General features: G+C 41.3%; 18 protein-coding genes. 13 read left to right on the top strand and 5 right to left on the bottom strand.

The window, feature by feature from the left end:
- Position 1: 1 nt before the first annotated feature.
- On the top strand, positions 2-919 hold the full coding sequence (locus K2225_RS15440; protein WP_220585528.1) for an NERD domain-containing protein: 918 nt from the start codon (positions 2-4) through the stop codon (positions 917-919).
- Here the strand turns inward: K2225_RS15440 and K2225_RS15435 are convergent.
- Positions 906-1,925, bottom strand: a complete 1,020-nt coding sequence (locus K2225_RS15435; RefSeq protein WP_220585527.1) for an EAL domain-containing protein — start codon at positions 1,923-1,925, stop codon at positions 906-908. The genes K2225_RS15440 and K2225_RS15435 overlap by 14 nt on opposite strands.
- Positions 1,926-2,013: 88 nt before the next feature.
- On the opposite strand from K2225_RS15435, the gene K2225_RS15430 reads away from it, so the two are divergent.
- Both K2225_RS15430 and K2225_RS15425 read left to right on the top strand, forming a co-directional pair.
- Positions 2,014-2,943 carry a diacylglycerol/lipid kinase family protein gene (locus K2225_RS15430; RefSeq protein ID WP_220585526.1) on the top strand — a complete coding sequence of 310 codons (930 nt, stop codon included), beginning with the start codon at positions 2,014-2,016 and terminating at the stop codon, positions 2,941-2,943.
- A 158-nt stretch (positions 2,944-3,101) separates the two neighbouring features.
- Positions 3,102-3,908, top strand: a complete 807-nt coding sequence (locus K2225_RS15425; protein ID WP_220585525.1) for a phosphotransferase — start codon at positions 3,102-3,104, stop codon at positions 3,906-3,908.
- Between the two features lie 320 nt (positions 3,909-4,228).
- On the opposite strand, the gene K2225_RS15420 is transcribed toward K2225_RS15425, so the two are convergent.
- Positions 4,229-4,402, bottom strand: coding sequence for a hypothetical protein (locus tag K2225_RS15420; protein ID WP_220585582.1), 174 nt, complete (start codon positions 4,400-4,402; stop codon positions 4,229-4,231).
- Positions 4,403-4,663: 261 nt separating this feature from the next.
- Here K2225_RS15420 and trmB point away from each other — a divergent pair, with 261 nt between their 5' ends.
- Positions 4,664-5,308, top strand: a complete 645-nt coding sequence (trmB, locus tag K2225_RS15415) for a tRNA (guanosine(46)-N7)-methyltransferase TrmB (RefSeq protein WP_220585524.1) — start codon at positions 4,664-4,666, stop codon at positions 5,306-5,308.
- 68 nt (positions 5,309-5,376) lie between these two features.
- Positions 5,377-6,231, top strand: a complete 855-nt coding sequence (locus K2225_RS15410) for a YtnP family quorum-quenching lactonase (RefSeq protein ID WP_220585523.1) — start codon at positions 5,377-5,379, stop codon at positions 6,229-6,231.
- A gap of 34 nt (positions 6,232-6,265) precedes the next feature.
- Here K2225_RS15410 and K2225_RS15405 read toward each other — a convergent pair whose 3' ends face one another.
- Positions 6,266-6,583 carry a PepSY domain-containing protein gene (locus tag K2225_RS15405; protein ID WP_075034533.1) on the bottom strand — a complete coding sequence of 106 codons (318 nt, stop codon included), beginning with the start codon at positions 6,581-6,583 and terminating at the stop codon, positions 6,266-6,268.
- Positions 6,584-6,734: 151 nt separating this feature from the next.
- Between K2225_RS15405 and K2225_RS15400 the strand changes: the two genes are divergently transcribed.
- Positions 6,735-7,802 (top strand): M42 family metallopeptidase, encoded by a 1,068-nt coding sequence (locus tag K2225_RS15400; RefSeq protein WP_220585522.1) that lies wholly within the window; start codon positions 6,735-6,737, stop codon positions 7,800-7,802.
- Between the two features lie 147 nt (positions 7,803-7,949).
- Positions 7,950-8,450: a DUF84 family protein gene (locus K2225_RS15395; protein ID WP_220585577.1), complete on the top strand. Its 501-nt coding sequence runs from the start codon at positions 7,950-7,952 to the stop codon at positions 8,448-8,450.
- Between the two features lie 225 nt (positions 8,451-8,675).
- On the opposite strand, the gene K2225_RS15390 is transcribed toward K2225_RS15395, so the two are convergent.
- Complete coding sequence (locus tag K2225_RS15390; RefSeq protein ID WP_220585521.1) at positions 8,676-9,116, bottom strand: YtoQ family protein; 441 nt, start codon at positions 9,114-9,116, stop codon at positions 8,676-8,678.
- Between the two features lie 92 nt (positions 9,117-9,208).
- Entirely contained in the window at positions 9,209-11,365 is a 2,157-nt protein-coding gene (locus K2225_RS15385) for a methyl-accepting chemotaxis protein (protein ID WP_220585520.1), read from the bottom strand.
- A 191-nt stretch (positions 11,366-11,556) separates the two neighbouring features.
- Here K2225_RS15385 and K2225_RS15380 point away from each other — a divergent pair, with 191 nt between their 5' ends.
- The 6 genes from K2225_RS15380 to K2225_RS15355 all read left to right on the top strand — a co-directional run bounded on the left by K2225_RS15380 (position 11,557) and on the right by K2225_RS15355 (position 18,987).
- Entirely contained in the window at positions 11,557-12,585 is a 1,029-nt protein-coding gene (locus K2225_RS15380) for a PTS sugar transporter subunit IIC (protein ID WP_220585519.1), read from the top strand.
- 34 nt (positions 12,586-12,619) lie between these two features.
- A complete protein-coding gene (locus K2225_RS15375) occupies positions 12,620-12,937 on the top strand; it encodes a thioredoxin family protein (protein ID WP_220585518.1) in 318 nt (105 codons plus the stop codon).
- Positions 12,938-13,169: 232 nt separating this feature from the next.
- Positions 13,170-13,988: a DUF1444 domain-containing protein gene (locus K2225_RS15370; protein ID WP_220585517.1), complete on the top strand. Its 819-nt coding sequence runs from the start codon at positions 13,170-13,172 to the stop codon at positions 13,986-13,988.
- 3 nt (positions 13,989-13,991) lie between these two features.
- A complete protein-coding gene (ytpR, locus tag K2225_RS15365) occupies positions 13,992-14,597 on the top strand; it encodes a YtpR family tRNA-binding protein (protein WP_220585516.1) in 606 nt (201 codons plus the stop codon).
- A 153-nt stretch (positions 14,598-14,750) separates the two neighbouring features.
- Positions 14,751-17,765, top strand: a complete 3,015-nt coding sequence (locus tag K2225_RS15360; protein WP_220585515.1) for a DNA translocase FtsK — start codon at positions 14,751-14,753, stop codon at positions 17,763-17,765.
- Between the two features lie 106 nt (positions 17,766-17,871).
- On the top strand, positions 17,872-18,987 hold the full coding sequence (locus K2225_RS15355) for a nicotinate phosphoribosyltransferase (RefSeq protein WP_220585514.1): 1,116 nt from the start codon (positions 17,872-17,874) through the stop codon (positions 18,985-18,987).
- Positions 18,988-19,063: the final 76 nt, after the last annotated feature.

The following is a 19,063-nucleotide window of genomic DNA, read 5'->3' as shown; positions in this document are numbered from 1 at the left end:
TATGGCACAACTAATTAAATTGCAAGATTATATTTCCAGATATGAAACGAATATCTATCAATATCCAAGCCAGTTCGTAAAATTAAAAAATGACCATTGGAATAAAATGAAGAGTCGGTTCGAACAAGGCTGGACTGAAGAACCAACAGAAGAAGACATAAGAAGAGAAGAAGACACGTCTAAAGGAATTAAGAATTTTTTCAAAAAGAAAGCAAAAGAGGAACAGAAACTAAACAATGAAGTTTCGGTTAGTGAGGTGGAATTCCCTTCCTCTGAAGAAGACTTGAAGCAATACTACTTGGATGGTTTAATCCCATTTCAATTGAAGTGGGCGACGACCACGTTAAGGGAAAAATCGTTTCTTGCTTCTTCTTACAAAGAAAACAAGGATCTGAAGTATTTCTTACAACATTTTCCGGATACTTTCCTTCTTATGTTTGAGCCTGTTGTGCAAATGAAGAATGCAGAGGTAGAGATTGACCATCTGCTTATTGGGCCATCAGGTATTGAAATCATCTCTATTCTTTCTCACCCAAACGGTGAAACGATCCATCCCGTTTCAGAAAAAAGTTGGATTATTGAAAAAGAAGGGGTGCAGAGCAAGGTGCTGAGCCCGATGCACTCCCTCCGAAGGACGGAAACATTCGTGAAAAGCGTACTGAACAAATACCGATTGGACTTTCCATACCGCAAAGTCGTCTTATCCAAAAACATGCGATTCGATTCGGGACAGGTGCCCTATCAAACGGATTGGATTGGTAAAGACCACTACTCCTTGTGGTTGCATGAGAAAAGGGCAGCTAGGTCTCCGATGAAGCATAATCAATTGAAGGTAGCAGAATGTTTGTTGAAGCATTGTCGAACAACTGCTGTTAAACGTCCAGAATGGGACATGGATGAAAGTTTTATGGAAGGATGAGTTCCTTTTCCGGCACAGCCTGAGGTTTACCGATGTAATAACCTTGGCCAAAATCAACACCTAATCGTTGAAGCCATTCCCATTCCTCCTGCAATTCGATCCCTTCAGCGAGTACGTGGATGTTCAACTGTTTTGCCCGTTCCATTACATCGAATAGAAAAGCTTGATTATTCACGTCTGTGTGACAATTTTGAATGTAAGACCGATCAATTTTCAAATAATCCGGCTGGAGCAGGCTGAGCATCTCTAATGTGCTGTAACCAGAACCGACATCATCCAATGCCACTTTCATTCCTGAAGCCTTGTATGTTTCGAGGATGGACTTCAAATGTTCAACATCATCGATTTTCTCTGTTTCCACGACTTCAAAAACCAGGTCTTCTGGATCGATGTTGAATTCTTTAACGATTTGGAATGTGTGCTTCAAGCAAAATTCTGGGACATAAATCGTCGATGGTAAAAAGTTGATAAAGATCTTATCTCCTGAATTAAGGTGTTCGGACTTTGCTTTTACCGCCGTCCTTCGGGCTTTTTGATCAAGCATAGATTGTAAACCAGAGCGGCTGGCGTATGAAAATAATTCCCCGGGTGGTACAGAAAGGTCCTTCGTCCGAAGTAGAGACTCATATCCATAGACGCGGTTGTTCTTCATGTCCACGATTGGTTGTAAGTGTGATTGAAAAAGTCCGGAATGGATCAACTCCGCTAGTTCAGGGTATTGTAACCTTTCATATAAATGTCGAATGGATATCGGAAATGATTGAGAATTTTCGGTATTGAGAATATGTACCCAATAATCTGGTATCGTCTCTTCAAACCAATCGACGAGTGCCAGTCTTAATTCATCTTTATTATTATAGGTGTATATTTTTGCCTCTGGACTTTCATAGGTGTGACGAAGCGGAAATACATTCCCTTCTTTATTGGAATGTTTGGAGTTCAAAACTAATGCTCCCTGTTCGGGTATAAAGACTGAAGTACCACAATATTGACAATCGGTAGCCAAAATATATTCCTCCTTTTTTACTAATAGTATACTAGAATAATAGGAACGTTGTATAATGATATGATTACATAGGTAGGAGAAATGTCTCATGTACATAATGATTGTCAATCCCGCAGCTGGTAATGGCAAAGCGATGAACCTGTTTCGGCGGATACAAAAAGAACCGTTATACAAGAAAGAGAATTGTCGGTCATTTCTAACTCAAGAACCCGGGCATGCAGAAAGGTTGGCACTTCAAGTGACGAAAATACACCGTGAGACTTTAAAAGGTATTATTGTCCTTGGTGGCGACGGGACACTTCATGAAGTTGTGAATGGTATAAGACATTATTCTGAAACTCCTGTTTGTTTTATACCCGCGGGTTCAGGGAATGATTTTGCCCGGGGCCTAACCTTGAAAAAGGGAGGCTTAAAGCTGTTCCGATCCTATGTGAGAAATCCAAAGAAAAAAAAGGTCCTTCTTTCTGACTACATTCTTAATCAAAGGCAGAAGCAAGGAAGACGTACGTTTATAAACAGTATCGGTTTTGGGCTTGATGGTTTAGTAGTAGCTGCAGCGAATCAGCCAAAATACAGATCTTGGACTAGAAAGTTTCACATAACTAAACTTACCTACCCCTTTGCTCTTCTTCAGTCTATTTCTAAAGCCAAACCCATCCATTTTGAGCTTTTTCTTGATGGAAAACAAATCAACATCAACCAGGCTATGATGGTGACCATAACCAACCATTCTTATTATGGGGGTGGAATGAGGATTGCCCCGAAAGCGAAGATAAATAGTAAAGGGTTATCCATACTAGTGGTCAAACCGATTTCTAAAAAAAAGCTGTTGGCCATGTTTGTCAGCGTATTTTTTGGTTTGCATACGAGGATGAAGGAAGTGGAAGAGTGGAGAGCCTCCACTGTGCATATAAGCTCAGAACAACCGCTCCCTTTTCAAGTGGACGGTCAAAGTGGATCTTGCTTTGATTGCAGCATTAAGAAAGCGGAAACATCGACAACATTCTACTCGGATTGATAGATATCTCTTGAAAGTTGACAGAATGATGGGTTAATCTAAAATAAGGTAACTGTTGAATCGGTATCATGAAAATTTTGGATCATTACCAAAGTACGATATACTAGAACAACAAACAAAGACGTAATTCAATCACAAGAGGATTTGAGGAATTGAAGGTGAATTGGTTGGAACATATTCTTGGTAGTAATTGGACGATAACACCAGCAGGCGGTTCGACAGGAGAAGCCTACTACGCTCAGACCGAAGGGAAACGTTTATTCTTAAAACGAAATTCTTCCCCCTTTTTAGCCGTTTTATCTGCTGAAGGTATTGTGCCAAAGCTTGTTTGGACCAAACGGCTTGAGAACGGAGATGTAATCACAGCACAGGAGTGGCTGGAAGGGCGCGAACTAAAGCCTGAGGAAATGAAACATAGACGTGTGGCTAACCTTCTTAGCAAGATCCACCATTCCACAGAACTTCTTGATATGCTAATGAGACTAGGGAAACATCCGTTAACACCGGATGAAGTCCTGAAAGATATCAAAGAAAACCAAAAAATCCTGGATCAAGTCGATCCACGTATAGAAATTCATCAAGCCATTAAATTTTTAGAAAAACATGCTCACCATGTCCACCATGATGTACACGTCGTTTGTCATTGCGATACAAACCATAATAATTGGTTGTTGTCTTCCAAAGACCAGCTGTACCTTATCGACTGGGATAACGCAATGGTAGCTGATCCAGCTCTTGATCTTGGCATGCTTCTATACAATTATATCCCTGAAGATCACTGGAATGTATGGTTAAAAGAATATGGAATTTATCCTGATTCTCATATGTTTGAACGAATGAAGTGGTACTCTGTGTCGCAGGCGTTGGCTTTCATACAATGGCATCAAATGAGAGGCGAATACGATGAGGCTTCCATTCGGACAGAGAAGCTGAAAAAAATTATGAGAAAGCATGAAATCATATAAAAAAGTTCCATCTGAATTTATTCAGATGGAACTTTTTAAATTTCATACATATTCAACTAAATGGTAGGATTGTGGAAGACTCGATTTCGAGACTTTTATGGAAGATTAGGGGCTCCGGGAAAAGGTTCGCTTTCCGTGGGCGAGTGATGAGCCTCCTCGAGCTAACGCTCTGCGGGGTCTCATCTACCACGCACTCCCGCGGAAAGCGAGTTATTCCCCGCAGCCCCCGCCCACTCAAAAAAGACTCGAAACTTAGTCTTCAAGTAAAGGGAGCGATAGTGAAGGAGTAGAGAATTTGATGTAAAAAGAAAAACCGCTGCTTAAGCAACGGTTTTTTCAGTAGCTGGTGTATATTTAAGTTTCTTTTCTTTCACTTCAGCGCTCATCATTTCTGATAATTTTTCAAAAGGATATATAAATAGTGCATAACCTGCAAATAGTACAGAGAAAACAGCCAATACAGTCAGTTCAATTGCTTTAGAGATCATTTTCATATTCTTGATCATCACTCCTGTCTATTTAATAAGGCACGATACTAATGCTATATCAGAAAGCGCTTACAACCCAACCCCTTAAACCATTCATATTTCGAAATTTATCGTTGATATTCATATTGGTGTATTATTAGCTCATGCATCGTCTGATATAAACGGTTTACATCCGTTTTCCCTTATATAGCAAGGAAAACGAGAAAAATTTTTATTTTAAGCAGCTTCGTGGTACCATTTTATCGATAAGAAGGAGGAATCCATTACATGCGTTTAAGAAATAAACCGTGGGCTGATGACTTTTTAAGGGAAAAAGATGAAGTGGTCGTCCAACAACCGTTTGAAATGAAAGGCAAATGGAAGGAGCTTTTTGATAACCAAGAACAGCCCTTGCATTTAGAAATAGGTTCAGGTAAAGGTCAGTTCATTGCTGGTATGGGGAAACAGCATCCGGATATTAATTTTGTAGGATTGGAATTTGTGAAAAGTGTAATTGTCGGAGCTGTCAAGAAAGTCCTGGCAGCTGAAACAACCAATGTCCGCATGGTTAACGAAAATGCGAAAGACCTAAGGGATCTGTTTGAAGATAACGAAGTGGATCATATCTACTTGAACTTTTCAGATCCATGGCCTAAGAATAAACATGAAAAACGCCGTTTGACTTTCCATACGTTTTTAGAACAGTATCAAGCTGTGTTGAAGGAAGAAGGACAAGTTACATTGAAGACAGATAACAAAGGACTCTTTGAGTACTCTCTCGTAAGTTTCTCAAATTACGGGATGATATTGGAAGATGTCTCAGTGGACTTGCATGCAGATGAAGATCCTTTAAATGTCGAGACTGAATATGAAGAGAAATTCTCCGCAAAAGGGCAGCCCATCTATCGTTGTACAGCACGTTTCCCTGAATGATACCGTTTTCATTAGCTCTAGTTATTGTGATAAACTAGAGCTATCTTTGGTATTGGGAGGAGATTACGGTGGAAAAACTGAAATTGGGACGGGCTTCATTGACCTGGTTGAATGGTGGGGTGACTCATATGGATGGGGGAGCTATGTTCGGAGTAGTTCCGAAACCATTATGGAGCAAAAAATACCCTGTCAATGAAAACAATCAAATAGAATTGCGAACAGATCCGATTTTGTTAGAGGTTGATGGGAAAAAGATGCTGATTGATTCAGGAATAGGAAATGACAAGATGTCTGAGAAGCAAAAACGGAATTTTGGAGTTTGGGAAGAGTCTTCTATCCTGCGTTGTTTAGATAGCTTAAATATAAAGCCGGAAGAGATCGATGCCTTGCTTATGACTCATATGCACTTTGATCATGCTTGTGGAATGACGAGATGGGAAGATGATCAGCTCGTTCCTACTTTTCCTAACGCGATCATCTACACAAGCAAAGTGGAATGGAATGAAATGCGCCATCCGAATATGAGGTCAAAAAACACGTATTGGCAGGCGAATTGGGAAGCTGTCGAAGGAAAGGTACATACGTTTGAAAATTCCTTGGATGTGCTGCCCGGCTTGAAGATGATCCATACAAGTGGCCATAGCCATGGACACTCCATTATCACTTTTGAAGATGGGGATGATGTATTCATTCACATGGCAGACCTTATGCCAACGCATGCACACCAAAATCCGCTCTGGGCCCTCGCGTATGATGATTATCCAGTAACCTCTGTACATGAGAAGAAGAAATGGATGGAGTATGGGTATCAACGGCGTGCGTGGTATGTTTTCTACCATGATGCTGTGTACAGAGCGTTGAAGTTTGATGAGGAAGGACAAGTTCTGGACAAGCTAAAGGAGAAGGAACACCACTATCAATAAAAAATACCCTCGAGACCGAGGGTATTTTTTATGTTTAGGCTGTAGTTTCGGCAACGTCAACAATCGTTCCTGTTTCTGTATCGATGTAAAATTCAAATTGAGATGTTTCTCCGTCCTGGTTTTTAGAAATACCTCCACGGTACACATCGTAATTAATTCCATTCTTGTTCAATTCTTCCGGTTTCATGTAAATCCATGAACCACTGATCGGTCCTTGCTTTTTAAAAGCTTCTTTAGCAATTTTCAATGCTTTTTCAGGAGTCACTCCTTGGCCATTACTCAATTGCTCTTTTACTACATAGCCTGCCAATGCTCCTACACCAGCTGCTAGTGCGACTTTTTTCCAGTTCATTAACCAATCACCTCACAACTTATTTCTAACCCACAGTATACTAAATATTCCCGATAAAAGGAAATCAAAACTTATAAACACGACACATTTGTAGAAACGTTTTCAAAATTCCGTTAAACTATGGAAAGAAGGAAAAAAAGGAGATGTACATATGAATCAAGAAACGCAAAGTCTTTTTAAAACATTGACAGAACTCCCGGGCGCTCCTGGGAATGAACACCTTGTTCGACAATTTATGAGACAGGAACTTGAAAAGTACTCAGATGAAATTGTACAAGACCGTTTGGGCGGCGTTTTTGGATTGAAGAATGGGAAAGGACCTACTGTCATGGTGGCAGGCCATATGGATGAAGTAGGTTTCATGGTTACGCAAATCACGGATAACGGTATGCTTCGCTTCCAAACCCTTGGAGGTTGGTGGAATCAGGTCATGCTTGCCCAACGTGTTCAGGTCATGACAGAGAAAGGCCCTGTAATCGGAGTGATCGGCTCCATTCCTCCCCATAATTTGACACCTGAACAACGGAAAAAACCGATGGAAATTAAAAATATGCTCATTGATATTGGTGCCGATGACAAAGACGATGCTAAAGAAATCGGAATTAAGCCAGGGCAGCCGATTGTGCCGATTTGTCCATTCACGCCGATGGCTAATGAAAAGAAAGTCCTGGCAAAAGCATGGGACAACCGTTATGGTTGCGGCCTTTCCATTGAGCTATTAAAAGAGTTGCAAGGAGAAAAGGTTCCGAACAAACTTTATTCAGGTGCTACAGTTCAGGAAGAAGTAGGACTGCGAGGAGCACAGGTAGCCGCTAACATGATTCAGCCAGATATTTTCTATGCGCTGGATGCTTCTCCTGCTAATGATATGAGTGGGGATAAGAAGGAGTTTGGCCAGTTAGGTAAAGGTGCACTCTTAAGAATTCTCGATCGTTCAATGGTGACACATAGAGGGATCCGTGAATTTATACTCGATACTGCTGAAACTCATGATATTCCTTATCAGTATTTTGTTTCTCAAGGGGGAACGGATGCAGGAAGAGTTCATATGGCGAACGATGGGGTTCCATCCGCGGTCGTTGGTATATGTTCCCGTTACATCCATACATCTTCTTCCATTATTCATGTAGACGACTATGCAGCGGCGAAAGAGCTTCTAGTCAAACTGGTAAAAACAACAGATCAAAATACCGTGGACCAAATCAGAAGAAATGTGTAATAGAAATGGAAGTCACGCCAGCTGATTTCAGCCGGCGTGACTTTATGCTAAAATTGGTGAACAGGTCCCATTGATCTTGTATGAAGTCCTCAATCAAGAGAAATAATGGCAATAAACGGCTAGAGAAGGAGAAAGGTGCTCGCTATGCTGAAAATTTATGTGGGATCCCAAAACCCTACGAAAATTGAATCCGTAAAAAGTGTATTTCCGGACATGGAAGTCATCGGAATGGAAGTAGAATCGAAGGTTGCAGCTCAACCTTTTTCTGATGAAGAGACATTAGAAGGGGCAATCAACCGTGCGAGGGAATGTGCATCTCAAAACAAAGCCAATATAGGAATTGGACTTGAAGGTGGAGTCATGGAGATTGAAGATGATCTCTACCTATGTAATTGGGGGGCCTTAGTAGATGGGAAAGAGAACGTCTACACCGCGAGTGGTGCTCGTATCCCCCTTCCTGATGAAATTAAAGCAGGATTGGAAAAAGGGAAAGAGCTTGGAGAAGTCATGGATGAATATACGGACAAACATGATGTAAGAAAAAAAGAAGGGGCCATCGGTATTTTTACGAATGGCGTCATTCACAGGGAAGAAATGTTCACTCATGTAGTGAAATTGTTAAAAGGACAGTGGTCCTACGATCAATAAGAAAAGGATGCATCTTTATTCGATGCATCCTTTTCTTATGTCTTTCGTACATAAGATCCCAATTGAGGAACACTCAGTATCGAGATCATTGGGGATCGTTTGCCGCGTTGAGAGTCAGGGATGGTTGGGAATCGAGTCATTCCCTGCAGCCCCATCTACTCAACAAAAGCTTCGAAATCGATTCGACCATAATCCTGACCGTTACTTTAGTAGCCAATTAGAGGTTTATTCGTATAAGTAGGTGAGGACTTCAAGGGCTTGATCCAATGTCTCTACGGTGACATCAGCTTGATTAGATAATTCTTTGAGCGGGTGAATAAGAGATTCTGGTCTTACTAAAATTAACGGTTTTCCTGCTTGGATGGCCGCTCCTGCGTCCATTGCTGTATTCCACTGTTTGTATGACTCACCGAAATAAGCAATGACAGCATCAGATTTCTGGAGCATAACACGTGTTCTGAAATTATTTACGCTGGATGCAGCATCATCACGATAAACTTTACTTGGCTGTTCCCCTAGAATCTTCTCTCCGATATCGTCAGAAAGCGCATGATTTTCTTGGGGACTTACGAAGTGGATGGGCAACTTTTCTTTTTCTGCATTTTTTCTTATCTCATTTCGCCAATCATCATGAATCTGACCTGCTAAATAAATCGTTAACTCCATTGGTTTTTCCTCCTTAAAATTCCCTTTAGTTTAGTATGAAAGATGTGAAAAAGGAAGTCCAGCAAAGGGTCTTTTGCTGGACTTCTCTGTAGTTATGAAGATAATCTTTCCTCTTCATGGATGGGTTCTTTTTTGTTGTTAGTACTGGAAATTGAATGTTCTTCAAAGTCTCCCGTTTCCAATTGGTCTTCCGCTTCCTTGAAAGCTTCATCCATGACTTCCGATTCCAATCCTTCCTGAATCTGCTCTGTATTTTCTTCTACTGCTGTATTTTCATTGATGGTGAACTGGCTGATCTCAGCAGAAAGTTCCTGTGAAAGTCCTTGGAGATCCATAGCTGAATGGTGAACTTTTTCTATGGATGTTAATTGATTCTCACTAGAAGCGGCGACTTCCTCTGCTGTAGCTACTGCTTCTTCGGAAATTACACTAATACTTTGGAGCCTTTCTTTCACTTCCTCATTTACACGATCTACACCGTCAACGGCTTCATTTACTTCCCGGATTTGTTCATTCATAGATTGTACGTAGGAGGCGATTCGGTCGAAGGCATCTTTCGTTTGAGTGACAGCTTTACCTTGTGAAGATTGGTAGTGTTTAAATTTCTCTGCTTCATCAGAAAGAGTCGTCATTTGGGTGGACATGACTGTGACCATTTTTTGAATGCTTCCTGCTTCCTGTTTTGAACGCTCCGCTAATTTCCTAACTTCATCTGCAACGACAGCGAAGCCTTTTCCTGCTTCACCGGCCCTGGCTGATTCAATAGCGGCATTAAGGGCTAACAGGTTTGTACTGTCCGCAATTCCTTCAATGGTTGTGACCACTTTGTTTACTTCTTCAGATTTTCGTGAAGCGTTCTGAACTTCCTCTGCCATGTGGGAGGCAAGTTCGATGAAGTCTTTGGAAGTCTTTTCTAATTCGGCGACTGTTTGTAAACCGGCATCACCTTCGGTTTCTGCTTCCATCAGTCTGCCTGCTATTGTTCCTGTAGCTTTTTTTGTATTGGTGATCGCTTCTGTGACTTGCTGGATAAATTGGTGAGTTTCATCAATCTTTTGAGCTTGATCCTGAGAGCCAGCTGCTACGTGACTAATGGCTTCGTTCACTTCCTCCGCTTGATTTGCCGTTTGATTAGAAATTGTTGCCAGACTTTCAGAAGATGTATTAAGTATACCTGTTGCTTGAAGTACCTTCCGTACGGATTGTTCCATTCTGTCAGCCATGTGGTTAAACTGTAAGCCCAGCTCAGCCATCTCATCTTTGGAGGTCAAATCCACGCGATGAGATAGATCGCCGTCACCAATAATTGTGGCACTTTCCTTTAGACTGTTAATGGATTTTTTTATGGAACGAATCAAGAAGAAACCAGTGGTCAATATGGCTAATAATATGATTGCGCCAATAATTGCGAGTAATGTTGTTAACCATTGCTGTCTTTGTTGCTGCTCTTCAAGCATCGAAGCATTTAATTGATTGGCTGTAGACATCACTAGATCCACCTGACTTGAAACATCGGCTGCAATCCCTTCAAAGGATGCGCGAATGGAGTTTGCCTGTGTGAATGTATTATCCATGGAATTAATTGTCTGTTCATACTTTAAAAGGTTCTTGCTTAAGATGGAAGACTGCTCAGCATCCAAATCCATTTCTTTAATGGTTTCCTTGAAATTTTGAGAACTGGTTTTAAATGCAGATAATTGCTCAGAGTTTGGTTCATTAATGTAATTTCGTTCGCTTACTTTCATGGCGAGCAAAGAATTTTTCAATGGTTCACTATTCACGGACTCAATCACATCATTGAACTTTTTATAGGACGTTTGTATGTGTTGGTGCAGCCCTTTATCTTCAGTAAAGCCCACTAATTTGTACATATTCACCAAAGGACCTAGTTCTTCTTCATACTCAATAGCTTTTTTAGTGATTTCCGTGAATTGATTGCCAATCTCAGGATAACTTTTATACGTGTTGGCAAAGTTAGTGGCTTTTTCTTTTACTGATTGGATGGCTGCAGCTGCTGTCTCCCCTTGGTCAGCGCTTGGGTTATGGAAGAAAGTTTGTTGTTCAATCAAGGTTTTAGACATTAAGTAATTAATTTCTTGACTATCAGCGAGTGACTGTTGAACTTTTTTTGATCGTTGTGCCATCTCTTTCTGTTCTTGAAAAAAATATGTAGAAAAAACAAAGATGGCGAAAATTCCAACGACCGCCACGATCAACAGAAAACGCATCCGGCCTTTAATCGATCTCATTCGACCCCTCCTTCGAAAAATTTGCAAATTTCTCTATATACTGATTAATTATAGAACTTTTTATCTAGTAAAACAATAGGAGGAATACGCTGGAGAGGGTGTCTTTTGGCTTATATTGACTAAACATAAGTGTATTTACACCTGTTTGAATTGGGTGTATGATAGTTTTGGTCGAATCAGGAGGTTTAGCAATGCTTACTTTTTTAAAAAGAAAAGGGATTCAGTTGTCCTTTCAGGCATATTTTGTAACGGCGTTAAGCTATATGGCGTTAGGGCTCTTTTCTTCACTAATTATTGGATTAATTATTAAAACGATTGGCGAACAGACAGATATTATTGTTTTATCTGAATCATTTGTAGAGATGGGTACTTTTGCAATGGACACGAAGATATGGGGCGGAGCCATTGGAGCTGCGATTGCTTATGGTTTAAAAGCGCCTCCGCTCGTCATATTTGCAGCATTATTCAGTGGAGCTTCCGGCGCAGAGTTAGGCGGCCCGGCAGGAAGTTATATTGCAGCTCTAATAGCGACGGAATTCGGAAAAATCGTCAGTAAAGAAACCAAAATAGATATCATTCTGACTCCTTTTGTCACAATTATTATAGGTTATTGTGTGGCGGCAGCGATCGGGGCCCCCATTGGACGTTTTATGGCAGGGGTAGGGAGCCTCATTAATTGGGCGACTCAACAACAACCAATCATCATGGGGGCACTTGTAGCTGTTTTAATGGGAATTGCATTGACAGCACCTATTTCCAGTCTGGCCATTGCTTTGATGCTCTCTTTAGATGGCGTGGCGGCCGGAGCAGCCACGGTGGGTTGTGCAGCACAGATGATCGGTTTTGCCACCATCAGTTACAGAGATAACGGATTTGGCGGTGCTCTCGCTCAAGGGATCGGAACATCCATGCTTCAAATTGCGAATGTGGTAAAAAAACCACTGATCATACTTCCTCCAACCATAGCGGGAGCGGTGCTGGCTCCTATTGCCGCCGTCTGGTTAAGTGTAGAAAATAATGCGGCAGGTTCGGGAATGGGGACAAGTGGATTTGTGGGCCAAATTATGACATTTGAGTCCATGGGTTTCTCCTGGGAAATCTTCTGGATCATTGTCGTTTTTCACTTTATAGGTCCTGCTTTGATCAGTTATCTCGTAGCCTTCTGGTTCCGCAGAAAAGGGTGGATCCAACCAGGTGATATGATTATTCAATACGATTGATGGTATGCTAGAATAGCTGTGGAGGTGACCAGAAATGATTACACTAGAATCAGATCAGCAGATGAAAGAACTACAAAATAAAGAATCTGTCATTTTTCTATTTTCGGCAGACTGGTGTCCAGATTGCAGGGTGATTGAACCATTTCTTCCAGAATTGGAGGATAAGTATCCAGATTGGACATTTGTATATGTCGATCGTGATCAATTCATCCACATCTGCGCAGAAAACGATGTTTTCGGTATTCCGAGTTTTCTTGCCTTCAAAGATGGAGAAGAAGTTGGCCGTTTTGTCAGTAAAGACCGAAAAACAAAAGAACAGATCGAAGACTTTATCAACAAACTTGACCAATAAAAAGAAACAGACCGTGCCAAGGTGCGGTCTGTTTCTTTTTATTCAATCTCCATCCCCCAGACACTTGTGTCATAAGCTGAACATCAAAAGAATGAAAAAAATCCTACCATATCTTAGAATAGCGTTGTGCTTTTGTTATGAAGGTATAAATGTGTATAATAGAAAACGATGTAGTTTGAAGAAACGAAAATAAGAACAAATTCTTTCTTCCCATAATAAAGGAGGAAAAAAGATGAAAATGACAAGTATCAAGATGAAGAAAAAACTTGAAGAACGATTAGCGAATGATCAATGGAAGACGACATTCAATAGAGATAAAGATACTTTCCGTGTCGAGTGGAGTCACTCAGGAAAAGGAATTACAATTACACTGCCTAATGTAATTTCAAAGTATGAGGCACGGGGAGAGGAAGCTATTGATGAGCTTGAAGACCATGTGAAAGAAGCTCTTCGAGTTATGAATGAAGATCATAAGTTGACAGGCAAAGAGCAGCACATTTTCCCTGTTATAAGAGCCGCTTCTTTTCCAACGGAAACAGAACAGGGGAAAAAGTTGATTTATGTTGACCATACAGCAGAAACACGTATATATTATGCTTTGGATTTAGGCAAATCTTATCAATTGATCGATGAGAAAATGTTAAAAGATGAAGGTTGGTCTCTAGAGAGGGTCAAGGAAGTGGCTGGCTTTAATGTGCGTTCTCTTCCTGTTGAAATGAAAAAAGACAGCGTGTATGGAAATGACTTCTATTTCCATTCAGCAAGGGACGGCTATGATGCAAGTCGTATCCTGAATGAAGCTCTTCTGGAAAAGCTAAAAGCCGAGTGTAAAGGTGAGCTTGCCATCAGCATCCCTCACCAGGATGTTATTATCTTTGCAGATGTCCAAAATTCTGAAGGATATGATATATTAGCCCAGATGGCTATGAAATTCTTTGCAGAAGGAACGGTGCCTGTTACCTCCTTATCGTTTTTATATGAGGATAAGCAGCTGGAACCGATTTTCATTCTTGCTCAGAAGAAACCGAATAAGGATCGAAAGGAAGAGTAGACCATGGATGTATTTTACAACAAGCAAGGAATCGGAGATGTCCTGATTATTCCAATTAAAGAAGGAAACCGCGATACTTTTAAACAGGAAGCATACGGAGATGTAGTGAAAATAACGGATAGCAAGGACGGTTCTTTGCTTGGCTACAATATCTTCAACGCCTCTAAGTACTTTAACCTCGATGGGCAAGGGAAAATGCGTATGACCGAAGAAATGCTAACTCCAATCAAAGACCTTTTTACTGAAAATCAGCTCAACGATGTTCTAGACTTTGATTTAAGTCCAAAGTTCGTGGTTGGATATGTGAAGGAAAAAGCGGGCCACGAGAACGCCGACAAATTGAGTGTGTGTCAAGTGGATGTTGGAGATGAAACATTGCAGATTGTCTGCGGTGCGCCAAACATCGATCAGGGGCAGAAAGTCGTTGTTGCTAAAGTAGGAGCGGTTATGCCTAGTGGAATGAAAATTAAAGATGCGGAGTTGAGAGGCGTTCCTTCCTCCGGCATGATTTGTTCCGCAAAAGAGTTGAACCTACCAGATGCACCAAAAGAAAAAGGAATCTTAGTTCTTGACGAAGATGCTGTTATTGGGCAGCCTTTTGAAGTTTAATCAGGATACAGATAAGCAAAGTAGCCCAGCTGCTTTGCTTTTTTTGATTCAAAAGTCATTTTTAAAGGTATTGTAAACCAACCAATGCCTTAAACCTGTTAAAATAGGGATAATCCTATAAGTGATTTTAAAATTGAAAAGAGAGTGAACGTAATGTGGAAAGACTTAAGAAATAAGATGAAAAAATTGCTGGATACAGAAGAAAAAAATGACCAGGAGACGCTACATAAAATAGAAGAAAGAAAAGATGTAAACGCTAAAACAAAAATGACGTACCGCTACCCGAAACAAGGTGAATTTCGTTTTCCTGTTATTCCGGACGCTCCAGGAAAATCTCAAAATGAAAATGGAAGTTATCAACGTCCTCGCCGCAAGAAACCAGTTGAAAAACAGGAACCTGTGGAGGAGTTTTCCCAAAGAAAGAAAAGGCCGAGGAAAGAAGAAAATGGGACTGATGAGCTTCCGGAAGCTTCATCTATCCCCTTCACACCGACCGATGTTCCATCCCCTATTTACGGTTACCAAGCACGCCAACTTACTAAAGGCTTGGAAAGGTTGGAATATGCCGTTGAAGAACAGCAATCAAAACCGGAATTTTTTACTGATTCCAATGATGAAAAGCAATGGCAGGAATTGCGGAAGCGGATGAGAGCACGTGTCGATGAAGAAAATTCCAGACCAAAAGCTGTTTCCGATCTACCGAAACTCCTGGAGCGGGAAGAGGCGGCCACTACGGAAAACACCTTGTCCAAGGAGACGAAGGAAGAGCCAGGAAGTGAGTACCGGGGAGACATCAGACCAAGTATATCCAAAGAGTATCGGGGTCTCACCTTCGCTGATGAGGAAATGGATCAACCTGCAGAAGACTCAGTCGAAGAAACTTTATCGATGGACAATGAAAATTCAGGTGAAACGAACACACAGGATGTAGCCTTAGAAAAAAGAAAAGGAGAAGAACATGAAGAGGATGAAGTAGAAAAGGGGGGGCAAGAGAGCCTTTCTGAATCTCTGCAAGAGGCTATTCAAAGAGGAGAAGAAGACTCATTAAATCCTTCGGAAGTGAACGAATATGATGAGGATGAGACGACTTTAAATTCCTTTGATGATGAAAGAGAAACGAATGAAACACAGACAAGCTCGTTGGCTGAACTTGAGGAAACACACAGCGTGAATCATGACAAAGAAGAGCCAGCTTTATCCATGGCCGATGACCAAGAAGAAACAAGCACAAAAAATGAAGAAGTCGAAGCTGGGGGACTGGATCATTCAGATTCTAAAGTCACGGAATCACAGGGCACTGATGAGCAAACAGAACTTGAAAATGAGCAGGAGAACGAAGAGGGCCAAGAAGAACCTTCCTCTCTTAATAAGGAAGAGGAGATGTCTCCCAAAGAAAATACGGACCAGACGGAATCCGAATTAGTAGAAGAACACAGGGTAGAGAATCTTTCGTCCTCAACAGAACCTTATGATGAAGAAACGGAAATGTATCAACAAACGGAAGTGGAAAAACCTAAGAGTGCAGAACCACCTCAATCTGGGAACGAAACGCAAAATAAAATGGCCACAAATTCACATGAACCTTCGAAAAAGAAAGAGGAAGCAAAACGTAGTGTGCCATTTAATGTCCTTATGACGCCAAGGGACAAAAGAAATCGTGATCATGGCAATCCACCTAAAAGGCAGGAGAAGAAGCCTGAACCAATAAAAGATGAACCTGCAGGCAGCGAAGTCGTAGAAGAAAAAAGCAAAAGAATAGAGTACCATACGCCTCTTCATCTGCTTGAAGACCCAGTACGTCCGACTTCTCTAGATGATAGTTGGATAACAGAACAAATGGAACTGCTCGAAACCACTCTTCGACACTTCCATGTGCGTGCAAAAGTCGTTAATGCAATGAAGGGCCCGACAGTCACAAGGTTTGAAGTGCAGCCGGAACCAGGTGTTAAAGTAAGTAAAATTACCAACTTGTCTGATGATATCAAACTTAGTATGGCGGCAAGGGACATAAGAATAGAGGCGCCGATCCCAGGAAAACAAGCCGTAGGAATCGAAATCCCCAATAAACAATCCATGATGGTCGGTTTGCAGGAGATTTTTGAATCCGATGCTTTCCAAAATGATGATTCACCCCTGACGGTCGGATTAGGTCTAGATATCGGTGGAGATTCTATTGTTACAAACTTGAAGAAAATGCCTCATGGTTTGATTGCGGGTGCGACAGGATCAGGAAAGAGTGTATGTATCAATACGATCTTGATCAGTCTTTTGTATAAAGCCCATCATGAAGATGTGAAGTTTTTGCTTATTGATCCGAAAATGGTTGAACTAGCCCCTTATAATGACCTTCCACACCTTGTGTCACCGGTTATTACAGACGTTAAAGCAGCCACCACCGCATTGAAGTGGGCTGTGAAAGAAATGGAAGAGCGTTATGAGAAGTTTGTAAAAGAAGGGGTGCGGGACGTTGAGCGTTACAATGAAAAAATGAAGAAGCAACAGAGAGACTCTGAGAAACTTCCTTATTTAGTCATTGTCATTGATGAGCTCGCCGACCTAATGATGGTTTCCCCACAGGATGTCGAAGATGCTATTTGCCGCATCGCTCAAAAAGCAAGGGCCTGCGGAATTCATTTGCTACTAGCAACCCAGCGACCGTCTGTGGATGTCATTACTGGATTGATCAAAGCTAATATACCGACAAGGATTGCTTTTAGTGTATCATCACAAGTGGATTCTAGAACCATCATCGATTCAGGAGGAGCCGAAAAACTCCTGGGTAGAGGCGATATGCTCTTTGTTGAAAATGGTTCAGGTCAGCCAGTTCGTATTCAAGGGGCTTTTGTTTCTGATGATGAAATTGAAAGAGTGACTCACTATGTGAAAAAGATCGCTCCTCCGCAATACCTCTTTCATCAGGAAGAGTTGATGAAGCAGGTTTCCACAGAAGAAGAAACGGATGAAATATTTGACGAAGCTGTAGAGTTTGTTCTCGAGCAGAATGGTGCGAGTGCGTCACTTATTCAGCGCCGATTCAAGGTAGGGTACAATCGGGCTGCCCGATTGATTGACCAGATGGAAGCCTATGGAATTATATCGGAACAAAAAGGAAGTAAGCCGAGAGACATCTTATTAACAAGGCAGCAAATTGAAGAAATGATGGAGTGAATCCTTCATTTCGGCAAAAACCTTGTGCAAAACTTCTCAATTTTATATGATTAACAATGAATGAAAACGAGAGAGATTATGACCTCTATGTTTAAGGAGTTAAGCCATGAAGGAAATAGCACTGAAGTTGAATGGCGAAATCAGCCGGTTAACGAACAAAACGTTTAAATTTGATGAACGTGTAGCAGAAGGCTGGTTTTCTGCTGTCTACTTTTTAAAGACAAGAGATATTGTAGAAAATCATTTACCTGATAATAAAGTAACGATGCAATTTTTTCAAAAGGATCATGCGGTATTATGCGGAACCGATGAAGTCATCGCGTTGATTCATACGTTCGCCGAGCACCCGGAAGAGCTTGAAATCCATTCTTTGAAAGACGGAGATAAAATCAGTCCTTATGAGACTGTTCTAACAGTTACTGGTCCTTATCAGTATTTCGGGTTTTTAGAAGGGATTATTGATGGGATCCTAGCGAGACGAACTTCTGTTGCCACCAATGTATATAATGTCGTCAAAGCAGCTCGTTCATCCGGTAAGCAGAAACCAATCATCTTTATGGGGGACCGGGATGATCATTTCACGCAGCAATCAGGCGATGGGTATTCTGCTTTTATCGGTGGTTCCACAGCACAAGCGACCCACGCCATGAATGAGTGGTGGGGCAAAGAGGGCATGGGGACCATGCCTCATGCGTTGATCCAGATGTTCAAAGGCGATGTTGTAGCAGCAACGAAAGCCTATCATCAACAATTCCCGGATGATCAATTGATGGCCCTTGTTGATTACAACAACGATGTCATTACTGATTCTTTAAAGGTAGCTCGAGAATTCGGAGATGAATTGAAAGGTGTTCGTTTAGATACTTCACGTAACCTGGTGGACAAATATTTCTTAAGAAATCAGCATCTCATGGGTACTTTTGACCCAAGAGGAGTAAACCCTGAATTAATTTTTGCTCTCAGACGTGCCTTGGACCAGGAAGGCTACAAGCATGTGAAGATTGTAGTCAGCGGCGGATTTACCAAGGAACGAATTCGAGCATTTGAAGAAAAGAAAGTACCTGTAGATATGTACGGTGTCGGTGGTAGTTTATTGAAAATTGGAATTGGTTTTACAGGGGATAATGTATTAATTGATGGTGAACCTGAAGCAAAGGAAGGTAGAAGGTACAAACATAATCCACGTTTGGAGTATGTTGAATATACTGGAGCAGAGGAATGATCGCTTGAGAAAGGCACGGACATCGATGGTTTGTGCCTTTTGATTGGGTCATATTTACTTTTTCTGCAGTCCATTC

Origin of the sequence: Halobacillus sp. Nhm2S1, from assembly GCF_019599545.1 — a bacterium.
GTDB lineage: Bacteria > Bacillota > Bacilli > Bacillales > Halobacillaceae > Halobacillus.
This window is presented reverse-complemented; position numbering and strand designations above follow the sequence as displayed.

What these genes read in the sequence shown, in the direction of transcription:
- K2225_RS15400 (WP_220585522.1), top strand. Translation starts at nt 6,735, where the DNA reads ATGAATCAAGAAACGCAAAGTCTTTTTAAAACATTGACAGAACTCCCG.
- K2225_RS15360 (WP_220585515.1), top strand. Translation starts at nt 14,751, where the DNA reads ATGTGGAAAGACTTAAGAAATAAGATGAAAAAATTGCTGGATACAGAA.
- K2225_RS15355 (WP_220585514.1), top strand. Translation starts at nt 17,872, where the DNA reads ATGAAGGAAATAGCACTGAAGTTGAATGGCGAAATCAGCCGGTTAACG.
- K2225_RS15380 (WP_220585519.1), top strand. Translation starts at nt 11,557, where the DNA reads ATGCTTACTTTTTTAAAAAGAAAAGGGATTCAGTTGTCCTTTCAGGCA.
- K2225_RS15370 (WP_220585517.1), top strand. Translation starts at nt 13,170, where the DNA reads ATGAAAATGACAAGTATCAAGATGAAGAAAAAACTTGAAGAACGATTA.
- K2225_RS15405 (WP_075034533.1), bottom strand. Translation starts at nt 6,583, where the DNA reads ATGAACTGGAAAAAAGTCGCACTAGCAGCTGGTGTAGGAGCATTGGCA.
- K2225_RS15430 (WP_220585526.1), top strand. Translation starts at nt 2,014, where the DNA reads ATGTACATAATGATTGTCAATCCCGCAGCTGGTAATGGCAAAGCGATG.
- K2225_RS15440 (WP_220585528.1), top strand. Translation starts at nt 2, where the DNA reads ATGGCACAACTAATTAAATTGCAAGATTATATTTCCAGATATGAAACG.
- K2225_RS15390 (WP_220585521.1), bottom strand. Translation starts at nt 9,116, where the DNA reads ATGGAGTTAACGATTTATTTAGCAGGTCAGATTCATGATGATTGGCGA.
- K2225_RS15375 (WP_220585518.1), top strand. Translation starts at nt 12,620, where the DNA reads ATGATTACACTAGAATCAGATCAGCAGATGAAAGAACTACAAAATAAA.
- ytpR (WP_220585516.1), top strand. Translation starts at nt 13,992, where the DNA reads ATGGATGTATTTTACAACAAGCAAGGAATCGGAGATGTCCTGATTATT.
- trmB (WP_220585524.1), top strand. Translation starts at nt 4,664, where the DNA reads ATGCGTTTAAGAAATAAACCGTGGGCTGATGACTTTTTAAGGGAAAAA.
- K2225_RS15385 (WP_220585520.1), bottom strand. Translation starts at nt 11,365, where the DNA reads ATGAGATCGATTAAAGGCCGGATGCGTTTTCTGTTGATCGTGGCGGTC.
- K2225_RS15420 (WP_220585582.1), bottom strand. Translation starts at nt 4,402, where the DNA reads ATGAAAATGATCTCTAAAGCAATTGAACTGACTGTATTGGCTGTTTTC.